Here is a 17588-nt window from a genome sequence, read left to right as displayed (position 1 = left end):
TCCTCACCGGGTGCCCTTCGCGGCGAACCCGGCGACGGCCTTCACGTTGGACTTGTCGACGAAGGCCGGGCCGGTCAGCACCGGCTGCTCACCGCCGCCGCTGTAGTTGCCGTTGTTCTTGTAGAGCCACAGGCCGTCGACCGCCAAGTAGCCCTGGAGGTAGGGCTGCTGGTCGACGGCGAACGCGATGTCGCCCTTCTCGACGGCGCCGGTCAGTTCCTTGTTGAGGTCGAAGGTGGCCACCTTCGCCTTGCTGCCGCCCTCGTCCACCGACTGCACGGCGGTCATGGCGAACGGGGCGCCGAGCGTGACGAGGTGGTCGATGTCGCCGTCCTGCTTGAGCTTGGCGGTGATGGTCGACTTCACCGAGGGCATGTCGGTGCCGTTGACGTACAGGTTCTCGATCGACCCCTCGAAGGTCTTCTTCACGCCGTCGCAGCGCTGGGTCAGGCCGACGTTGCCCTGCTCGTGGATCACGCAGACGGCGTTCTTGGCGCCGTCCTCGTTCAGCCGCTTGCCGAGCGCCTCGCCGGCCACGGTCTCGTCCTGCCCAAAGAACTCCATCAGGCCGAGCTTCTTCCAGTCCGCGAGGCCCGAGTTGAGCCCGACGACGGGTATGCCGGCCTTCTCCGCCTTGTCGAGGACGCTGCGCAGGGCGTCCGGCTTGGCCAGGGTGACCGCGATGCCGTCGACCTTCTGGTCGATCGCGTTCTGCACCAGGTTGGCCTGGTTGCCCGCGTTCGGGTCGGCGGAGTAGACGAGCTTGACGTTGTCCTTGGCGGCGGCGGCCTCGGCGCCCTTGCGGACGATGTCCCAGAAGGTGTCGCCGGGCGCCTGGTGGGTGACCAGGGCGACCGTCATGCGGGGGGTGTTCGCCTTGCCCGCGGAGGCGCCCGAGGCCCCCTCCTCGTCGGCCTTCTTGCCCCCGGAACTGCTGGAGCAGCCGGCCAGGGTCAGGGCCGCGGCGGCGGCGAGGGCCACCGCAGGGGCGAATCTGCGGGAGCGGGCGTGCGAAGAGCGGTCCATCTTTTCCTGCACCTCACTGTGCGACTGTGCTACGGGGAAGCCGTGTGCCAGACCAGAGAAGAACGGCTGTTGCGCTGGGACCGGATACAAGTACTTGGGACGCCCGCTGTCAATACTTTGTTAAGACATCATTTCACCAGCAGGTCCGAATGTAAGTACAAAGTATTGACATGGTCCGCCAGGAGTCATACACCTGGGAGGCGGCAGGCCCCGCCCAGCCCGAGGAGCGTCGCACATGGCCGAGTCAGTCCAGCATTTCGATCTCATCACGATGGGGCGCATCGGGGTCGATCTCTACCCCCTGCAAACAGGTGTGTCCCTGGCGGAGGTTGAGACCTTCGGCAAGTTCCTCGGCGGTTCGGCCGCCAATGTGGCGGTCGCCGCCGCCCGCCTCGGCCGGGCCACCGCCGTCGTCACCCGCACGGGTGACGACCCGTTCGGCGGCTATCTGCACCAGGCGCTGACGGAGTTCGGCGTCGACGACCGCTGGGTCACGCCGGTCGCCGCCCACCCGACCCCCGTCACGTTCTGCGAGATCTTCCCACCGGACGACTTCCCCCTGTACTTCTACCGCCGTCCCAAGGCCCCCGACCTGGAGATCCACCCGGGCGAGCTGGACCTCGGCGCGATCCGCGCCGCCCGCATCTTCTGGATCACCGGCACCGGACTGAGCGAGGAACCGAGCCGTACGGCGACGCTGGCCGCTCTCGCCCACCGGGCGAAGTCCGGCACCACGGTCTTCGACCTGGACTGGCGCCCCATGTTCTGGACCGACCCCGACCAGGCCCGCCCCTACTACGCCGAGGCGCTGCGGTACGCGACCGTCGCGGTCGGCAACCTCGACGAGTGCGAGATCGCCACGGGCGTGCGCGAGCCGCGCGCCTGCGCCGAGTCCCTGCTGGCCGCCGGTGTGGAACTGGCCGTCGTCAAGCAGGGCCCGAAGGGCGTCCTCGCCGTGCACCGCGACGGCCGGACGGCCGAGGTACCGCCGGTGCCGGTCGAGGTGGTCAACGGCCTCGGCGCGGGCGACGCGTTCGGCGGCTGCCTCTGCCACGGTCTGCTCTCCGGCTGGGACCTGGAGAAGACCATGCGGTACGCCAACGCGGCCGGCGCCCTCGTCGCCTCCCGGCTCGCCTGCTCGTCCGCGATGCCCACCGAGGCGGAGGTCCACGACCTCCTCGCGCGAACCACCCCCTGAACGGAGCTTCGTCTTGTCCCTCAGCATCCCCGACCTCACCACGGTCAGAGCCCGGCACCCGGAGGCGATCGCCGAGGCGGCGGCCCGCCGGGTACGCCGCCCGCTGATCGGCGACTCCGGCCGCCTGATGATCGTGGCCGCGGACCATCCGGCGCGCGGCGCGCTCGGCGTCGGCGACCGCCGGCTCGCCATGGCCAACCGGGCCGACCTGCTGGAACGCCTGTGCACCGCGCTGTCACGGCCCGGCGTCGACGGGGTGCTCGCCACCGCCGACGTGCTGGAGGACCTGCTGCTGCTCGGAGTGCTGGAGGACAAGGTCGTCATGGGCTCGATGAACCGGGGCGGCCTCGCGGGCGCCGCCTTCGAGATGGACGACCGCTTCACCGGCCACCGCGCCGAGGACATCGCCCGGATGCGCTTCGACGCGGGCAAACTGCTGCTGCGCATCGACTACGACGACCCCGGCTCGCTGACCACCATGGAGGCCACCGCCCGCGCGGTCGACGCCATGGCCGCGCGTGAACTGCCCGTGTTCGTCGAACCGTTCATCTCCCGCCGCGTCGACGGCCGGGTCCGCAACGACCTGTCCGCCGAGGCGGTCACCCGGTCCGTCGCCATCGCCTCGGGTCTGGGCGGCACCTCCGCCTACACCTGGCTGAAACTGCCCGTCACCCACGACCCGGACGACATGGGCGAGGTCCTGGAGACCTCCACGCTGCCCGCGGTCCTGCTCGGCGGCGACATAGGCGGCTCCCCCGCGGACCAGTCCGCCGCCTACGAACGCTGGCGCAAGGCGCTCAGGCTCCCCACCGTGCAGGGCATGGTCGTCGGCCGCTCGCTGCTCTACCCGGCCGAGGGCAGCGTGGAACAGGCCGTGGACACCGCCGTCGGCCTGTTGTGACACAGGAGCCGAGTCGGCCCAGGAGCTGAGCCGGCAGAGGAGTTGAGTTGGCAGAGGAGTTGATCCGATGACGTACCACCTTTCGGCGGGCAAGGCCGCACGCGGCCCGTATGCCGTGGACGTGGCCCCCGAGACGGCCGGCTGGGGCCACTCCGGTCTGCGCGTCCTGCACCTGCCGCCCGGCGGCGGCCACACCTTCGACAGCGGCGACAGCGAGTGGATCGTCCTCCCGCTCAGCGGCGGCTGCACGGTCGCCACGGCCGACGACTTCGGCCGGGACACCTTCGTCCTCACCGGCCGTGGCAGCGTGTTCAGCGGCGTCAGCGACTTCGCCTACGTGCCGCGCGACGCCCGTACGACCGTCACCTCCTCCGGCGGCGGCCGGTTCGCCCTCACCGGCGCCCGCTGCACCCGCCGCCTGCCCGCACGGTACGGGCCGGCGTCTTCGGTGCCGGTGGAGCTGCGAGGCACCGGGAACTGTTCCCGCCAGGTCAACAACTTCGGCGCCGCCGGGGTCTTCGCATGCGACAAACTCATCGCGGTCGAGGTCATCACCCCGGGCGGCAACTGGTCCTCCTTCCCGCCGCACAAGCACGACGAGCACCGCCCCGGCGAGGAGTCCGTGCTGGAGGAGATCTACTACTTCGAGTTCGCCGACCACGACGGCACCCCCGGCCTCGGCTACCAGCGGGTCTCCCCGTCCGGGCGGGGACGGGGCACGGACGTGCTGGCGGAGGTGCGCGACGGAGACGTGGTCCTCATCCCCGACGGCTGGCACGGACCGTCCATGGCCGTGCCCGGCCACCACATGTACTACCTCAACGTCATGGCCGGCCCGGAGGCCGAACGCGCCTGGCTGATCCGCGACCACCCCGACCACGCCTGGATCCGCGACACCTGGCCCGACCAGCCGGTCGACCCCCGGCTCCCCCTCTACACCGCACCGGAGAGGTCCGCATGAGCGCCGCCACCCGCCGACTGACCACCGCGCAGGCCCTGATCCGCTTCCTGGCCGCCCAGTACGCCGAACGCGACGGCGTGCGGCACCGCCTGATCGCCGGCACCTGGGGCATCTTCGGCCACGGCAACGTGGCCGGCCTCGGCCAGGCGCTCGTCGAGTACGCCGACATCATGCCGTACCACCAGGGCCGCAACGAACAGGCCATGGTGCACGCGGCCGTCGCTCACGCCCGTCAGCTCAACCGCCTGTCCGCGCAGGCGGTGACGACGTCCATCGGTCCCGGCGCCACCAACCTGGTCACCGGCGCCGCACTCGCCACCATCAACCGTCTGCCCGTCCTCCTGCTCCCCGGCGACTACTTCGCCTCGCACGCCGCCGACCCGCTCCTCCAGCAGCTGGAGCACCCGATCGAGGCCGACGTGTCCGTCAACGACACCCTGCGGCCCGTCTCCCGGTACTTCGACCGCATCACCCGCCCCGAGGCCCTGCTCGCCTCCGCGCTCCGGGCGATGCGCGTGCTCACCGACCCGGCGGAGACCGGCGCGGTCACCCTCGCCCTCCCCCAGGACGTGCAGGCGGAGGCGTACGACTGGCCCGAGGAGTTCTTCGCCGACCGCGTCTGGCGCGTACGGCGCCCCGCGCCCGACCCGTCCGAACTGGCCGAAGCCTCGGACGCGATCCGCGCCGCCGAGCGTCCGCTGATCGTCGCGGGCGGTGGCGTCCACCACAGCGAGGCCGAACAGGCGCTGAAGGCGTTCGTGGACGCCACCGGCATCCCCGTCGCCTCCACGCAGGCGGGCAAGGGCGCGCTGCGCCACGACCACCCGGCCGACCTCGGCGCCGTCGGCCACACCGGCACCGCCGTCAGCGACGACCTCGCCCGCACCGCCGACCTGGTGATCGGCGTCGGCACCCGCTACTCGGACTTCACCACGGCCTCCGGCACCCTCTTCCAGCACCCGGACGTACGCTTCCTGAACCTCAACATCACCGCCTTCGACGCCCACAAGCTCGCCGCCCGCACCCTGGTCTGCGACGCGCGGGCGGGGCTCACGGCGCTGACGCAGGAGCTGTCCGGGCACCGGGTGACGCCGTCGTACGAGGCCGAGTACCGTGCGGGCAGGAACCGCTGGGACGAGGTCGTGGAGGCGGCCTACCGTGCCGACGACGACAGTGCCGTGCCGACCCAGACCCAGGTGCTGGGCGCACTGGACGCGGTCGTGGGCGACACGGACGTGGTGATCAACGCGGCCGGCTCGCTCCCCGGTGACCTGCACAAACTGTGGCGCGCCCGCTCCCCGCGCCAGTACCACCTGGAGTACGGCTACTCCTGCATGGGCTACGAGATCCCGGCCGCGCTCGGCGTGCAGCAGGCGGCGCCCGGCACGAACGTGTGGGCGCTGGTCGGTGACGGCACGTACCTGATGAACCCGACGGAGATCGTCACCGCCGTCCAGGAGGACCTGCCGGTCAAGCTGGTGCTGGTCCAGAACCACGGCTACGCCTCCATCGGCGGCCTGTCCGAGTCGGTGGGCGCCGAGCGCTTCGGCACCGCCTACCGCCACCGGGCCCCGGACGGCACCTTCACCGGCGCCCCGCTCCCCGTCGACCTCGCGGCCAACGCGGCCAGCCTCGGCATGGACGTCCTTCGCGCCAAGACGGTGGGCGAGCTGCGCGAGGCGCTGACGGCGGCCCGCACGTCGGACCGTCCGACCTGCGTCTACGTCGAGACCGACCCCGCGCCGACCGCGCCCCCGGCCGAGGCCTGGTGGGACGTGCCGGTGGCCGAGGTGTCCACCCGAAAGGCCGTCACCGATGCCCGTGCGCACTACGAACGCGCCGTCGCCGACCGCCGCCGCCACCTCTGACAACCGCCGTCCGTGGCACTCGGCCACCTGTGCAAGGAAGGGACGTCCATGGCGAAGACCGGCGACCCCGCACGTGCCGTGACCGGCCCCGCGCTCAGCGCCCTGGAATTCGCCCTGGACCGGAGCAGTCCGGTGCCGCTGTACTACCAGCTCGCCCAGCAGCTGGAAGCGGCGATCGAGCACGGCGCCCTCGTCCCGGGGAACCTGCTGGGCAACGAGGTCGACCTCTCCGTGCGCCTCGGCCTGTCCCGTCCCACCGTCCGCCAGGCCATCCAGTCGTTGGTCGACAAGGGGCTCCTGGTACGGCGGCGCGGGGTCGGCACCCAGGTGGTGCACAGCCAGGTCAGGCGTCCGCTGGAGCTGAGCAGTCTCTACGACGACCTGGAGGCGGCCGGGCAGGGGCCCACCACGCAGGTGGTGCGCAAGGAGGTGGTCGCCGCGTCCGCCGACGTGGCGGCGGCCCTCGGCGTCGCGGAGGGCGGCGAGGTGACCGTCCTGGAGCGCCTGCGCCTCACCCACGGCCAGCCCGTGGCGGTGCTCTGCAACTACCTGCCGACGACGCTGCTGGACCTCGACAGCGCCCGGCTGGAGTCGACCGGCCTCTACCGGGTGATGCGCGCGTCCGGCATCACCCTGCACAGCGCCCGCCAGACGGTGGGCGCCCGCTCGGCCACCCGCGAGGAGGCGGACCGCCTCGACGAGGAGGAGGGCGCCGCACTGCTGACCATGTGGCGCACGGCGTACGACGACACCGGGCGTCCGGTCGAGTACGGGACGCACATATACCGCGCGTCCCGGTACGCGTTCGACTTCCAGCTGCTGGTCAGGCCCTGACGGTTGGGGCGTACTTCGGGTCAAGCACCTCGGGCGGCTTACCGGAGGCGGGCGAACGGGCCCTCCAGCGCCGCCCACTGGAGCAGCATGATGGTCTTGGCGTCGGCGATCGCACCCGAGCGGATCATCTCCAGTGCGCGGTGGAAGGGGAGTTCGAGGGTCTCGATGTCCTCGCCCTCCTCGTCCAGGCCGCCGCCCTCGTGGGTGCGGGTGGCCGGGCCGTAGGCGGCGGCGTAGAAGCCGACCCGTTCGGTGACCGAACCGGGACTCATGTACACGTCGAAGACGTGCCGGACCTCACCGACGGTGTGCCCGGTCTCCTCGACGACCTCGCGCCGTACGGCGGCCTCGGGGTGCTCGTCCTCGTCGTCGAGCACCCCGCCGGGGGTTTCGATCAGCATGCCGTCGGGGTGCCCGTTGACGTACGCGGGCAGGCGGAACTGGCGGGTGAGCAGGACGGTTTCGCGTTCGGCGTCGTAGAGCAGCACGGTGGCGCCGTTGCCGCGGTCGTGGGTCTCGCGCTCCTGGGTGCTCCAGGTGCCGTCGGCGCGCCGGAGGTCGAAGGTCGTGGTGCGTTCGACGTACCAGTGGCTGGAGAGGAGCCTCACGTCCCGGATCTTCACCCGGGGGTTGCCGGTCAGGTCCTGGCCGGCCCGGTCGAGTCCGGTGCGGCCCCGGCGGTCCGGGGTGTCGATGCCGGCGGTCATCGGGGGCCGTCCGCTCGTGGGCCGTCCAGGGGCACGGGGTGGCGCAAGGTGGTCATGCCCGCTTCTATCACCTGGTCCGGCTCCGTACGAAGTCGAGCGAGGCGGTGAAGCAGCCCTCCACGTCGTGCTCGGCCGCCCCGATCCACAGGTGGTCGGCGCCCGGGACGGCCCGGAATCCGGTCTCCGCGCCCACCGCGCGCAGGGCCGAGGCGAGGGCCTCGCCCTGGGCGAGGGGGATGACCGTGTCCTCGGCGCCGTGCAGGATCAGGAAGGGCGGGGCGCCCGGCGCGACCCGGGCGAGCGGGCTGGCGGCGCGGGCCCGTTCCGGGGCGTCGACGGCGGCGGCGCCGAGAAGTGCCGCTTCGGGGGTGTCCGGCGGCGCGGCGGTGAGGTCGGTGGGGCCGTACCAGACGACGCAGCCGCGCAGGGCGGCCGGGGCGGTGGTCAGGGCGAGCAGCGCGGCGAGGTGGCCGCCCGCGGACTCGCCCCAGGCGACGGTCCGTTCGGCGTCGACGCCGAGGTCAGTGGCGCGCACGCGCAGCCAGGCCAGTGCCTCGGTCAGGTCGTCCAGTGGGGCGGGGAAGACGGCTTCGCCGCTGAGCCGGTAGTCGGGGCAGGCGACGGCGAACCCGGCCTGGGCGAGGCGGGCGAAGGGGCCGGGCCGCCAGGCGCGGAAGCGTGGGCCGAGGTCGTCGCGCAGTCCGGTGCGCCAGGCACCGCCGTGGACGAAGAGGATCACGGGCGGCGGACCGGCGGCCGGGGCGTCGGGGAGCCACAGGTCGAGCTCCAGGGGGCGGCTGCCGTCGCGCACGGCGTACGGGACGCCGCGCAGGAGCCGTACGCCGTCCGCGGGGTGTGCGGCGGGTGGCAGGGGCAGCGTCGCGGGGTCGGGCGGGGCGAGAAAAGGGGCGAGTTCGGGGTGCACCGGGTCACTCCTCGGGGGTGCGGAGCGGGCGGCCGGCGAGGCGGGGCAGCAGTCGGTGCGCGTTGGCCGTGGTGAGGGACCGCCAGTCGGCGGCACCCGTCGGCACCGGGGCCGCGTCGACGGAGGCGATGTGGGCGTCCACGCCGTGGGCCGGGGTCCAGCAGTAGTCGCTGCCGTAGAGCAGCCGGTCGGGTTCGACGAGTCCGAGCAGTGCGGGGACCTGGCGCGGGAAGGCGGGGCCGGCCATGTCGTAGTGCAGGCGGCGCAGTTGCTCCACGGCGTCGGGGGCGCCGGACCCGGCGGCCGGCAGGAAGAGCTTCATGAAGCCGTTGATGCGGTCGGCGAGGACGGGCAGCGCACCGCCGCAGTGGGGGACGATCACCTCCAGGCCCGGGTGGCGTTCCAGGGTGCCGGCCATCAGCAGGTCGGTGACGGTGCGGGCGGTGTCGAAGATGAACTCGACCATCGGGCGCGGCCGTCCGAGGGCCGAGCGCTCCCAGCAGACGGGCGAGGTCGGGTGCAGGAAGACGACCGCGCGACGGCGGCCGAGCTCGGCGAAGACGGGCTCCAGCCGCTCGTCGCCCAGGTACACACCGTGGGTGTTGGTCTCCAGTACGACGCCGTCCGCACCGAGTTCGTCGAAGGCGTGGGTGATCTCCGCGAGGGCGCCGTCGACGTCCGGCAGCGGCAGGGAGGCGAAGAAGCCGAAGCGGCCGGGGTGTTCGGCGGCGACGCGGGCGGCGTCCTCGTTCACCTCGCGGGCCAGGCCACGGGCGGCCGCGTCGTCGCCGAAGTGCACGCCGGGGGACGACACGGACAGGAGCGAGGTGCGGATGCCGTTTCTGTCCATCAGCTCCAGGTGGGCTTCGGCGGACCAGGCCGGCCAGGCGGGCACGCCGTCCGGCAGCTCGTGGCCGGCCGCCCTCGCCTGTCGCACGTAGGAGTCGGTGACGAAATGGGCGTGCACGTCGACGAGGCCGGGGCCGGGTTGATCAGCGGTTTGTTCAGCGATGTGTTCGGCGGTGCGGGTCATGGGCTTGTTCCCTCCGGGTGTGGTGTCTCGATGCGGCCGCGCGCCCGCGTCCCCAGGTGACGGCGCGCTCGCCGAGGACGATGCCGAGCAGTCCGGTCAGGCCGATCAGGGGCGGGGCGGGCGAGGTGAGGTCGAGGGCCCAGTAGACGGCCCCCATCAGCAGCCCGGCCGCGAGGCTGACGACGGCGGCCCGTGCGCGGGCGACGACGGCGCGTGCCCGGATGAGGGTCGGTCTCACAGCGCCCCCAGCAGTGCCTGGCCCGCGAGCATGCCCAGCAGGCCGAACAGGGCGACCGGCGGTGGTGCCGGGGACCTCACCTTCAGGGCGGCGTAGAGCGCGCCCACGAGAGCGCCGGCGAGCAGCGCCCGTACGTACGCCATGGTGCTCTCAGCTTCCCGTGCGCCACTGGTGGTCGGGCAGGAAGGTCACGTCGTACTGCTGCGGCACGGTGGCGAACTTGTGCGGCTCGGGCACGAAGGGAGGCTGCGGCAGGCTGAGCGCGTCGGTGTCGGTGCCGAGGGTCTCGAAGAACCGCTCGAAGGTGCCGCCGGGGCCGGCCGCGACGCCGACGATCTGGCTGTGGTGGCGCTCGATGCGGTAGGCGTGCGGGCAGTTCTTCGGTACGAAGCCGAAGTCGCCGACGGTGAGCAGCTTCTCGTGCTGCTCCCCCTCGAGGTCCTCGACGAAGAGCCGGACGGCTCCCTGGGTGATGAAGAAGACCTCGTAGGTGTCGGGGTGGGAGTGGGCCGGGATGATGTCGCCCTTGGGGCCGTCGCAGGTGAAGAAGTTGAAGGTGTTCTCGGTCTGCGGTCCGCCCGCGTAGATCGTGAACAGGTCGCCGAAGAGGTGGGCGCGGTCGCCCATGCCCTTCTCGATGAAGTAGGGCTTGCCCGGCTCGGCGGGAATGAGGGAGTGGGAGCGCCTGGCGAATTCGATGGTCATGGAAGCCTCCGGCTCGACGCGGTGCGGGGACGAACAATGTCAGGGTGCCTGACGTTCAAATGTCAGGCTACCTGACAGCGAGCTCGAGCGACACCCTTGACACGGTGGCGGCGGAAATTCCCCGCGCCTGCGCCCGTATGCTCAAGACCGACGAGCCGAGGAGTCATGACGCAAGCCAAGGAAGCCCCGCACAACATGCCCATGCTGCTGGCCGGTGCCAGGCGCTGGTTCGACGACGCGCTGATGGCGAGCATGCGGGCGGCCGGCGAGCAGCCGCTGAGCAGCGCCCAGGGGCAGGTCTTCGCCCTGCTGGACGCGGAGGGCACCACGGTCGCCGAGCTGGCCCGCCGCCTCGGCGTCACCCGGCAGACCGCCCACCAGGCCGTGCACGGTCTGCTCGCCCTCGGCCTGCTGGAACAGGTCGCGGACCCCTCCTCGGCACGCAACCGCCTGATCCGCATCACCGCGGAGGGCATGCGCGTCCACCGACGCGCCCAGGCGACCCTCACCGTCGTCGAGGACGTCCTGGCCGAGCGCATCGGCGCCGCCGCGGCCACGGCACTGCGCGACGCCCTGACCCTGCCGCGTGGCGAGCCGCCGGTCGTGGAGGCACCATGACCCGACGGCAGCGCAAGAAACTGTCCCAGCGTCTCGTCGTCGCCGCCCTCCTCGGCGACAGCACCGGGGTGCGCGCACTGCTGCGCGCCGGGGCACCCGCCGAAACGGCCGACGCGGCCGGCACGACGCCGCTGTACCAGGCGGCCGTCGACGGCGACGCCGAGATCGTCCGCCTGCTGCTGGCAGCCGGGGCCTCACCCGACACGGAGAGCGGCATCGGCTCGGAGGGGACCCCGCTGTGCGGTGCGGCCCGCTGGGGCCACACCGACGCGGTCCGCGCCCTCCTGGAGCACGGCGCCGACCCGAACCTCCGCGAGGACCGCGGCACGGGGTGGACGCCGCTGGAGTGGGCCACGAGGGGGCCCCGTCCCGAGACGGCCGACCTGCTGATCGCCGCGGGGGCGCGTGGCTGAGGGCGGCACGGCGACGTCGGCGACTTCGCCCTGGCCCAGGCCGGGCGCCAGGATGTGAGGGCCGCCGATCCGCCCCCCAACGCCGCCGGTGGGCACCCCGTCGGGGCCCGAGGTCGTCCGGCCCACGGGCGATCTAGGGGGATGCGGGAGTGGCAGTCCCTGACCGTGCCCGGGCCGTCGTCGACCGGCGTTGCGCGGGGTCCCGCGACACAGCTGCATGCCGGTAGTCACGGGGAGGCATGCCATAGGCCTCACGGAACGTGCGGCTGAAGTGGGCCGGGTCGGGGAAACCCCACCGTGCCGCGATGGCCTGGATGGGGAGGGAGAGCTTGGAGGGGTCCGTGAGGGCACGGCGGCAGCACTCCAGGCGGCGCTCACGGATCCACGCGGCGACGCTCACGCCCTGGTCGCGGAAGAGAGCGTAGAGGTGGCGGGTCGATATGTCGTGGGCGGCCGCGACGGTCTCGGGACTGAGGCGCGGGTCGGCGAGGTTCTGCTGGATGAAGTCCCGGATGCGCAACAGCAGGGCCCGCCTTCGGGCCTGAGGGTCCATCGCCGCTTCGGCTTCCAGGTTGCGGGCGAGGAGTGAGGCGAGGAGGTCCACGGTGACCGAGGCCAGGGTCGTACCGTCCGCCGGGGTGTGCTCGGCCGCGCGTGCGGTGAGGTCGGTCAGCCAGCGGGCGAACGTCCCGCCCATGCCGTGGCGCCCGCTGAGCGGGACGGCGAGCAGCCTCTGCACCGTCTTCTCCGGCAGGGGCAGCATCCTGCGGGGACACTGCATGGTCACATGCGACCAAGGGCCCGGATGGTGGTGGACATCGCCGCGGTAGGGGCGGCTGCTGTCCATCACCACCAGTTCACCGCTGCGCACCGCTGCTTCGCCCCCGGCCGTCGAGAGGGTTCCCTCCCCGTTGAGAAAGTAGTTGATCTGGTACACCTCCGGGTCGGACTGCCGGATCACCTTCGCCGAGCGCACGACCCCCAGATGCGGGTACGCCAGCGCGGACACCTGTAACTCCCCCAGGTCCACGACGCGCATTCTGGCTCGGAAGTCGTCCTGCTGCCTGCTGTGCAGTCGGTTGCGCATGTGCGACCGCGCTGTGGTGTCCTCCCAGAGCGCGAACCGCTCCGGCGCTCGAACGGTCTCCGTACTGAACTCGGTCACCCGCATGTCCGCCCTCACGTCTCCCGGTTGTCTCCGCCGCTCGCCGGTCTGCCCGTGCTTCCGTCGACTGCGTCCGCAAGCGCTCGCGTCGGACGTTTGCAGTGCGGTTTCACCGCAGCAAGGGCTCGCCTGCGTCCCGGACACCTGAATCCTGTCCGGGCTGGTCAGGGGGCTGTCCGGCGGACGGCCGGACAGGACGCGACGACCGGAAGGCGGCCGTCCGCCGCCCGTCCCCCAGTCCTTCGCCCGGTCACGTACGGGTCCGGGGAGGCGTGTGCCCGACGGCGCGCTGGTGCTGCTGGGGGACAACTCCGCCGTCAGCGTGGACTCGCGCACCCTCGGCTTCTTCCCCCACGACCGGATCCTCCCTGCGACGAGGCCGAGCACGGTCAGGCAGGGGCGCGGCACGGCCGGCCGTGGCTCAGCCGCATCGTCCCGGACACGCACCGGTCCCCAGAAACGATCAAGGGCCGGGTTCGGATGCCTCCGAACCCGGCCCTGACCTGCGACTCTCACGAGTCGGGACGACAGGATTTGAACCTGCGACCCCTTGACCCCCAGTCAAGTGCGCTACCAAGCTGCGCCACGTCCCGATGTGCTCACACGGGGTGAACCGCGCGATCACGCGAAGAGAACTTTACCCCACACCCCGGGCCACGCCTAAGCGGGCCGGGGGGAGGGACAATCGGCCCATGGACAGTGCACTGGACAGCACAGCCTCGAACCGGCCGGTGGACGGGCGGGACCGCGACGAGGAGGGCCGGGCGCGCAACGCCCGGCCGCGGGACGGGCTGGGGCGCCCGTTGCCGTACGGCGCGGACGGCGTGCCCCGTCAGCCCGAGGGCGTCGTGCGGGCGCCCGAGGAGACCGTCGCCGAGGCGCAGCGGCTGCTGGACGAGGGGAAACCGTTCCACGCCCACGAGGTCTTCGAGGACGCCTGGAAGTCGGGTCCCGAGGAGGAGCGGGAGCTGTGGCGGGGGCTGGCCCAGCTGGCCGTCGGGCTGACGCACGCCGCTCGCGGCAATGTCACCGGCGGGGCGAGGCTGCTGCGGCGCGGAGCCGGGGCCGTGACTCGGTGGGCGGCGTCGGCGGCCGGGCGGGAGCGGCCGTACGGGATGGATCTGGGCGGGGTCGCCGGGTGGGCCTCGGAGCTGGCGGGGGACGTGGAGGGCGGCGCGGTCGTGGACGCGGGGGCGCGGGCGCCGCGGCTGAAGGGCTGAGGAGGGGCTGAAAGCGCTGAGGGGCGTCAACGGCGACCGGTGATGAGAGGGCGGCCCGGTCCGGGCGTTGTCAGTGGCGTACGGCAGACTCGTGGCGTGCGGAAGATTCATGTGATCGGTATCGGCGCGGGCGACCCCGACCAGCTCACCCTGCAGGCGGTCAGGGCGCTGCGGAGCACGGACGTGTTCTTCGTCCTGGACAAGGGCGAGGCGAAGGCCGACCTGGTGCGCCTGCGCCGGGACATGCTGGAGACGCACCTGCCGGAGGGGACGTACCGGGTCGTCGAGGCCCGCGACCCCGAGCGGGACCGGAGCGCGGGCGGGGCGGCGTACTCCCCCGCCGTCGGGGACTGGCGCAGTGCCCGCGCCGGGATCTACGAGCGGATGATCGCCGAGGAGCTGGGCGAGGACGAGAGCGGCGCGTTCCTGGTGTGGGGAGACCCTGCGCTGTACGACAGCACGCTGGGCATCCTGGAGGAGATCCTGGAGCGCGGTGAGGTGGCGTTCGACTTCGACGTCGTGCCCGGCATCAGCAGCGTCTCCTCGCTCGTCGCCCGGCACCGGACCGGGCTGAACCGGGTCGCGCGGCCCGTGCAGATCACCACCGGGCGGCGGCTCGCGGAGGGCTTCCCCGAGGGCGTGGACGACGTCGTGGTCATGCTCGACGCCCACCAGGCCTTCCGGCGGTACGCGGACCAGGACATCGACATCTACTGGGGCGCCTACCTGGGCACCCCGGACGAGATCCTCGCCTCCGGCCCGATCGCCGAAGCCGCACCCCGCATCGAGCGGCTGCGCGCCGAGGCCCGGGAGCGCAAGGGCTGGATCATGGACACGTACCTGCTGCGGCGCAACCCGAAGGACCGGTAGTCCGGCCGGCGGGCGGCACCCGGGCGGACCGTTCCCGCATGCGTGGCCGGTGCACCGGTGTGATCGTGACCAGGTGACAGCCGTCGAGGAAACGCCACGGACCGCCGCCGCCCAACCGCCCGTGCTGGACAAGCGTCGCCGCAACGTCGTCTTCGTCACGATCATGCTCGGGATGCTCCTGGCGGCCCTGGACCAGACGATCGTCGGCACCGCGCTGCCGACGATCGTGTCGGACCTGGGCGGCGCCGCGCACATGTCGTGGGTGGTGACCTCGTACCTCCTCGCGGAGACCGTGGCGACGGTGCTGGTCGGCAAGTTCGGCGACCTGTTCGGCCGCAAGGTGGTCTTCCAGATCTCGGCGATCGTGTTCATCACGGGTTCGTTCCTGTGCGGGCTGGCCACGAGCATGCCGCTGCTGATCGCCTGGCGGGCGATGCAGGGCATCGGCGCGGGCGGCCTGATGGTCACGTCGATGGCCTTGATCGCGGACGTCATCCCCCTGCGGGAGCGCGGCAAGTACCAGGGCGCCATCGGCGCGGTGTTCGGGGTGGCGACGGTCATCGGACCGCTGCTGGGCGGGCTGTTCACCGATCACCTGTCCTGGCGCTGGGCGTTCTACGTCAACGTGCCCATCGCGATCGTCGTCGTGATCGCCGCCGCCCGCACCATCCCGGTGGTGAAGTCGGCCGCCCGCCCCGTCGTCGACTACCTGGGCATCGCGCTGGTCGCGCTGGGCGCCGGCGCGCTGATCCTGGCGACGAGCTGGGGCGGCAACGAGTACACCTGGGGTTCGGGCGTCATCATCGGCCTGTTCGCCGGCGGGCTGATCGCGCTCGGCCTGTTCTGCTGGGTGGAGAGCCGGGCGGCCGAACCGATGCTGCCGATGCGGCTGTTCACCAACCCGGTGTTCACGGTCTGCTCGGTCCTCAGCTTCATCGTCGGCTTCGCGATGCTCGGTGCGCTGACCTACCTGCCGACGTACCTGCAGTACGTCGACGGCGACTCGGCCACCGTCTCCGGCGTCCGGACGCTGCCGATGGTGGCCGGCCTGCTGATCGCCTCGGTCTTCAGTGGGAGCGTGGTCAGCAGGACGGGGCGGTACCGGCTGTTCCCGATCGTGGGCACCCTGGTGATGGGGGCCGGCCTGTACCTGATGTCCCTCATGGGGCCGTCGACCGGCGCCTGGCTGGAGTCGCTGTACATGTTCGTGCTGGGTTCGGGCATCGGCCTGTCCATGCAGGTGCTGACCATCGCCGTGCAGAACACCGTCGACTACGCCGACCTCGGCACCGCGACCTCCGGCGTCACCTTCTTCCGCACGCTGGGCAGTTCCTTCGGCACCGCCGTGTTCGGCACGATCTACGCGGGCGCCCTCGGCCCCAACCTGCGGGACGGCATCGCCGCCGCGACGAGGACCGGCGCCGCCGATCCGGCCGTGATCGGCGGGGCGGCGACCCGTCCCGAGGGCCTGCACCGGCTGCCGCCGGACGCGTCGGCGCCGATCATCGGCGCGTACGCGGACACCATCCAGACCGTGTTCCTGTGGACGGTGCCGGTCGCGGCGCTCGGTTTCCTGGTCGCCCTGTTCCTCAAACAGGTCCAGCTGCGCGACAGCGCCCGCGCGGGCTCCACCGACATGGGTGAGGGGTTCGCCTCACCGCACGACGCCAGCAGCAGGCGGACGCTGGAGACCGCCGTCGGGAAGATCATCGGCCGTACGGAGCTGGACACCGCCCGCCGGATCATCGCGGACAGCGACACCCGGCTCGATGTCGCCGGCGCCTGGGCCGTCATGCAGGTCGAGCTGTTCACGCGGCTGGTCGGGCACGCCAGCCTCGGCCTCATCGCCGCCCGCCGCAGACTGCCGCCGGAGGTGCTGCTGCCGGTCTTCGACCGCATGGTCGAGGAGGGCTTCCTGACCCGCCACGGCTCCCTGCTCACCCACACCGACGCGGGCGCCCGTGAGGCCCTGGTCATCGGCCGGGCCTGGGCCGCCTGGCTGGAGGACCGGGTGGAGCAGGACATCGGCCGTCCCTCGGACACGGAGCTGCGCGCCGCCGTCGACTCCATCGCCAAGCGCCTGCTGGTCGAGGACCTGAGCAGCGGCCTGCCCGATCGCGTGCGGCAGCCGGTCACGACCGGCTGAGGCCCAGCCGCTCAAGCCGCTCCAGTACCGCCGGCACGTCGGGCTCCACGGGCACCCCCGCCGGCGGCGGGGGCCTGCGGACCATCACCACGGGCAGGTCCAGCGCCCCGGCCGCGGTGAGCTTGGCCGCGGTGGCCGCTCCCCCGCTGTCCTTCGTCACCAGGACGTCGATGCGGTGCTCGCGCAGGAGAGCCGTCTCGTCGGCCACCGTGAACGGGCCCCGCGCCAGCAGGACCCGGGTGTCCGGTGGGAGGGGCGGCTCGGGCGGCTCCACCGAGCGGGCGAGGAAGTGGAGGCCCGTCAGGTGCGCGAAGGCCGCCAGGCCCAGGCGGCCGGTGGTCAGGAACACGCGGCGGCCGAGGTCCGGCAGCAGGTCCGCCGCCTCGGCGAGGGACCCGACCGGGTGCCAGTGGTCGCCGGAGCCGGCCTGCCAGCCCGGGCGGCGCAGGATCACCGCGGGGGTTTCCGTGATCGCGGCGGCTCGTGCCGCGTTCGCCGTGATCGTGGCGGCGAAGGGGTGCGTGGCGTCGACCAGGGCGTCCACATCCTGGTCGCGCAGCCAGGCCGCCAGCCCCTCGGCGCCGCCGAAGCCGCCGATCCGTACCTCGCCGGCCAGGGACCCCGGACGGGTCACGCGGCCGGCGAGCGAGGTGGTCACCCTGAGGCCGGGGCGCGCCGCCAGGTCGGCGGCCAGTCGGCGGGCCTCGGTGGTGCCGCCGAGGATCAGCACGTGCGGGGACATGACGCCGAGGGTACGGCC

Annotated in this window: 20 protein-coding genes and 1 tRNA gene; 11 read left to right on the top strand and 10 right to left on the bottom strand. The window is 72.5% G+C overall.

Annotated elements, in window-relative coordinates; translation table 11 throughout:
* Positions 1-3 precede the first annotated feature (3 nt).
* Positions 4-1026: a sugar ABC transporter substrate-binding protein gene (locus tag RM812_RS01920; protein ID WP_311570583.1), complete on the bottom strand. Its 1023-nt coding sequence runs from the start codon at positions 1024-1026 to the stop codon at positions 4-6.
* 235 nt (positions 1027-1261) lie between these two features.
* Here RM812_RS01920 and iolC point away from each other — a divergent pair, with 235 nt between their 5' ends.
* The 5 genes from iolC (at position 1262) to RM812_RS01895 (ending at position 6788) form a co-directional block, all read left to right on the top strand.
* Positions 1262-2224 carry a 5-dehydro-2-deoxygluconokinase gene (iolC, locus tag RM812_RS01915; RefSeq protein WP_311570582.1) on the top strand — a complete coding sequence of 321 codons (963 nt, stop codon included), beginning with the start codon at positions 1262-1264 and terminating at the stop codon, positions 2222-2224.
* Positions 2225-2237: 13 nt separating this feature from the next.
* Positions 2238-3125 (top strand): Cgl0159 family (beta/alpha)8-fold protein, encoded by an 888-nt coding sequence (locus RM812_RS01910; protein ID WP_311570581.1) that lies wholly within the window; start codon positions 2238-2240, stop codon positions 3123-3125.
* A 67-nt stretch (positions 3126-3192) separates the two neighbouring features.
* On the top strand, positions 3193-4086 hold the full coding sequence (gene iolB, locus RM812_RS01905) for a 5-deoxy-glucuronate isomerase (RefSeq protein ID WP_311570580.1): 894 nt from the start codon (positions 3193-3195) through the stop codon (positions 4084-4086).
* A complete protein-coding gene (iolD, locus tag RM812_RS01900) occupies positions 4083-5954 on the top strand; it encodes a 3D-(3,5/4)-trihydroxycyclohexane-1,2-dione acylhydrolase (decyclizing) (RefSeq protein ID WP_311570579.1) in 1872 nt (623 codons plus the stop codon). The genes iolB and iolD overlap by 4 nt, the downstream gene beginning before the upstream one ends.
* 48 nt (positions 5955-6002) lie before the next feature.
* Positions 6003-6788, top strand: a complete 786-nt coding sequence (locus tag RM812_RS01895; protein ID WP_311570578.1) for a GntR family transcriptional regulator — start codon at positions 6003-6005, stop codon at positions 6786-6788.
* Positions 6789-6826: 38 nt separating this feature from the next.
* Here the strand turns inward: RM812_RS01895 and RM812_RS01890 are convergent, their stop codons facing one another.
* The 6 genes from RM812_RS01890 to RM812_RS01865 form a co-directional block, all read right to left on the bottom strand.
* Positions 6827-7495 carry an NUDIX domain-containing protein gene (locus RM812_RS01890; protein WP_311570577.1) on the bottom strand — a complete coding sequence of 223 codons (669 nt, stop codon included), beginning with the start codon at positions 7493-7495 and terminating at the stop codon, positions 6827-6829.
* Between the two features lie 67 nt (positions 7496-7562).
* The gene (locus tag RM812_RS01885) at positions 7563-8420 is read right to left on the bottom strand and encodes an alpha/beta hydrolase (RefSeq protein WP_311570576.1); all 858 of its coding nucleotides are present in this window, start codon (positions 8418-8420) and stop codon (positions 7563-7565) included.
* A 4-nt stretch (positions 8421-8424) separates the two neighbouring features.
* The gene (locus tag RM812_RS01880; protein ID WP_311570575.1) at positions 8425-9453 is read right to left on the bottom strand and encodes an amidohydrolase family protein; all 1029 of its coding nucleotides are present in this window, start codon (positions 9451-9453) and stop codon (positions 8425-8427) included.
* The gene (locus RM812_RS01875) at positions 9425-9691 is read right to left on the bottom strand and encodes a XapX domain-containing protein (RefSeq protein ID WP_311570574.1); all 267 of its coding nucleotides are present in this window, start codon (positions 9689-9691) and stop codon (positions 9425-9427) included. Before RM812_RS01875 ends, RM812_RS01880 begins: the two co-directional genes overlap by 29 nt.
* On the bottom strand, positions 9688-9834 hold the full coding sequence (locus tag RM812_RS01870; RefSeq protein WP_311570573.1) for a DUF1427 family protein: 147 nt from the start codon (positions 9832-9834) through the stop codon (positions 9688-9690). The genes RM812_RS01875 and RM812_RS01870 overlap by 4 nt, the downstream gene beginning before the upstream one ends.
* Before the next feature lie 7 nt (positions 9835-9841).
* On the bottom strand, positions 9842-10396 hold the full coding sequence (locus tag RM812_RS01865; protein ID WP_311570572.1) for a quercetin 2,3-dioxygenase: 555 nt from the start codon (positions 10394-10396) through the stop codon (positions 9842-9844).
* Between the two features lie 165 nt (positions 10397-10561).
* Between RM812_RS01865 and RM812_RS01860 the strand changes: the two genes are divergently transcribed.
* Together RM812_RS01860 and RM812_RS01855 are read left to right on the top strand one after the other, a co-directional pair.
* Positions 10562-11014 carry a MarR family winged helix-turn-helix transcriptional regulator gene (locus tag RM812_RS01860; protein WP_311570571.1) on the top strand — a complete coding sequence of 151 codons (453 nt, stop codon included), beginning with the start codon at positions 10562-10564 and terminating at the stop codon, positions 11012-11014.
* Positions 11011-11427, top strand: coding sequence for an ankyrin repeat domain-containing protein (locus RM812_RS01855; RefSeq protein ID WP_311570570.1), 417 nt, complete (start codon positions 11011-11013; stop codon positions 11425-11427). Before RM812_RS01860 ends, RM812_RS01855 begins: the two co-directional genes overlap by 4 nt.
* A 133-nt stretch (positions 11428-11560) precedes the next feature.
* Here the strand turns inward: RM812_RS01855 and RM812_RS01850 are convergent, their stop codons facing one another.
* Positions 11561-12598: an AraC-like ligand-binding domain-containing protein gene (locus RM812_RS01850; protein ID WP_311570627.1), complete on the bottom strand. Its 1038-nt coding sequence runs from the start codon at positions 12596-12598 to the stop codon at positions 11561-11563.
* A gap of 268 nt (positions 12599-12866) precedes the next feature.
* Here RM812_RS01850 and RM812_RS01845 point away from each other — a divergent pair, with 268 nt between their 5' ends.
* Positions 12867-13094 (top strand): S26 family signal peptidase, encoded by a 228-nt coding sequence (locus tag RM812_RS01845; protein WP_311570569.1) that lies wholly within the window; start codon positions 12867-12869, stop codon positions 13092-13094.
* Positions 13095-13111: 17 nt separating this feature from the next.
* On the opposite strand, the gene RM812_RS01840 is transcribed toward RM812_RS01845, so the two are convergent.
* Positions 13112-13185 (bottom strand) — tRNA-Pro (locus RM812_RS01840).
* A gap of 99 nt (positions 13186-13284) precedes the next feature.
* On the opposite strand from RM812_RS01840, the gene RM812_RS01835 reads away from it, so the two are divergent.
* The 3 genes from RM812_RS01835 (at position 13285) to RM812_RS01825 (ending at position 16828) form a co-directional block, all read left to right on the top strand.
* Positions 13285-13812, top strand: a complete 528-nt coding sequence (locus tag RM812_RS01835) for a DUF309 domain-containing protein (RefSeq protein WP_311570568.1) — start codon at positions 13285-13287, stop codon at positions 13810-13812.
* Positions 13813-13908: 96 nt separating this feature from the next.
* Complete coding sequence (cobF, locus tag RM812_RS01830; protein WP_311570567.1) at positions 13909-14682, top strand: precorrin-6A synthase (deacetylating); 774 nt, start codon at positions 13909-13911, stop codon at positions 14680-14682.
* A 73-nt stretch (positions 14683-14755) separates the two neighbouring features.
* Entirely contained in the window at positions 14756-16828 is a 2073-nt protein-coding gene (locus RM812_RS01825) for an MDR family MFS transporter (RefSeq protein WP_311570566.1), read from the top strand.
* Here RM812_RS01825 and RM812_RS01820 read toward each other — a convergent pair.
* A complete protein-coding gene (locus RM812_RS01820) occupies positions 16815-17570 on the bottom strand; it encodes a cobalt-precorrin-6A reductase (protein ID WP_311570565.1) in 756 nt (251 codons plus the stop codon). The genes RM812_RS01825 and RM812_RS01820 overlap by 14 nt on opposite strands.
* Positions 17571-17588 lie beyond the last annotated feature (18 nt).

Origin of the sequence: Streptomyces lancefieldiae, assembly GCF_031845825.1 — a bacterium.
GTDB classification, from domain to species: domain Bacteria; phylum Actinomycetota; class Actinomycetes; order Streptomycetales; family Streptomycetaceae; genus Streptomyces; species Streptomyces lancefieldiae.
This window is presented reverse-complemented; position numbering and strand designations above follow the sequence as displayed.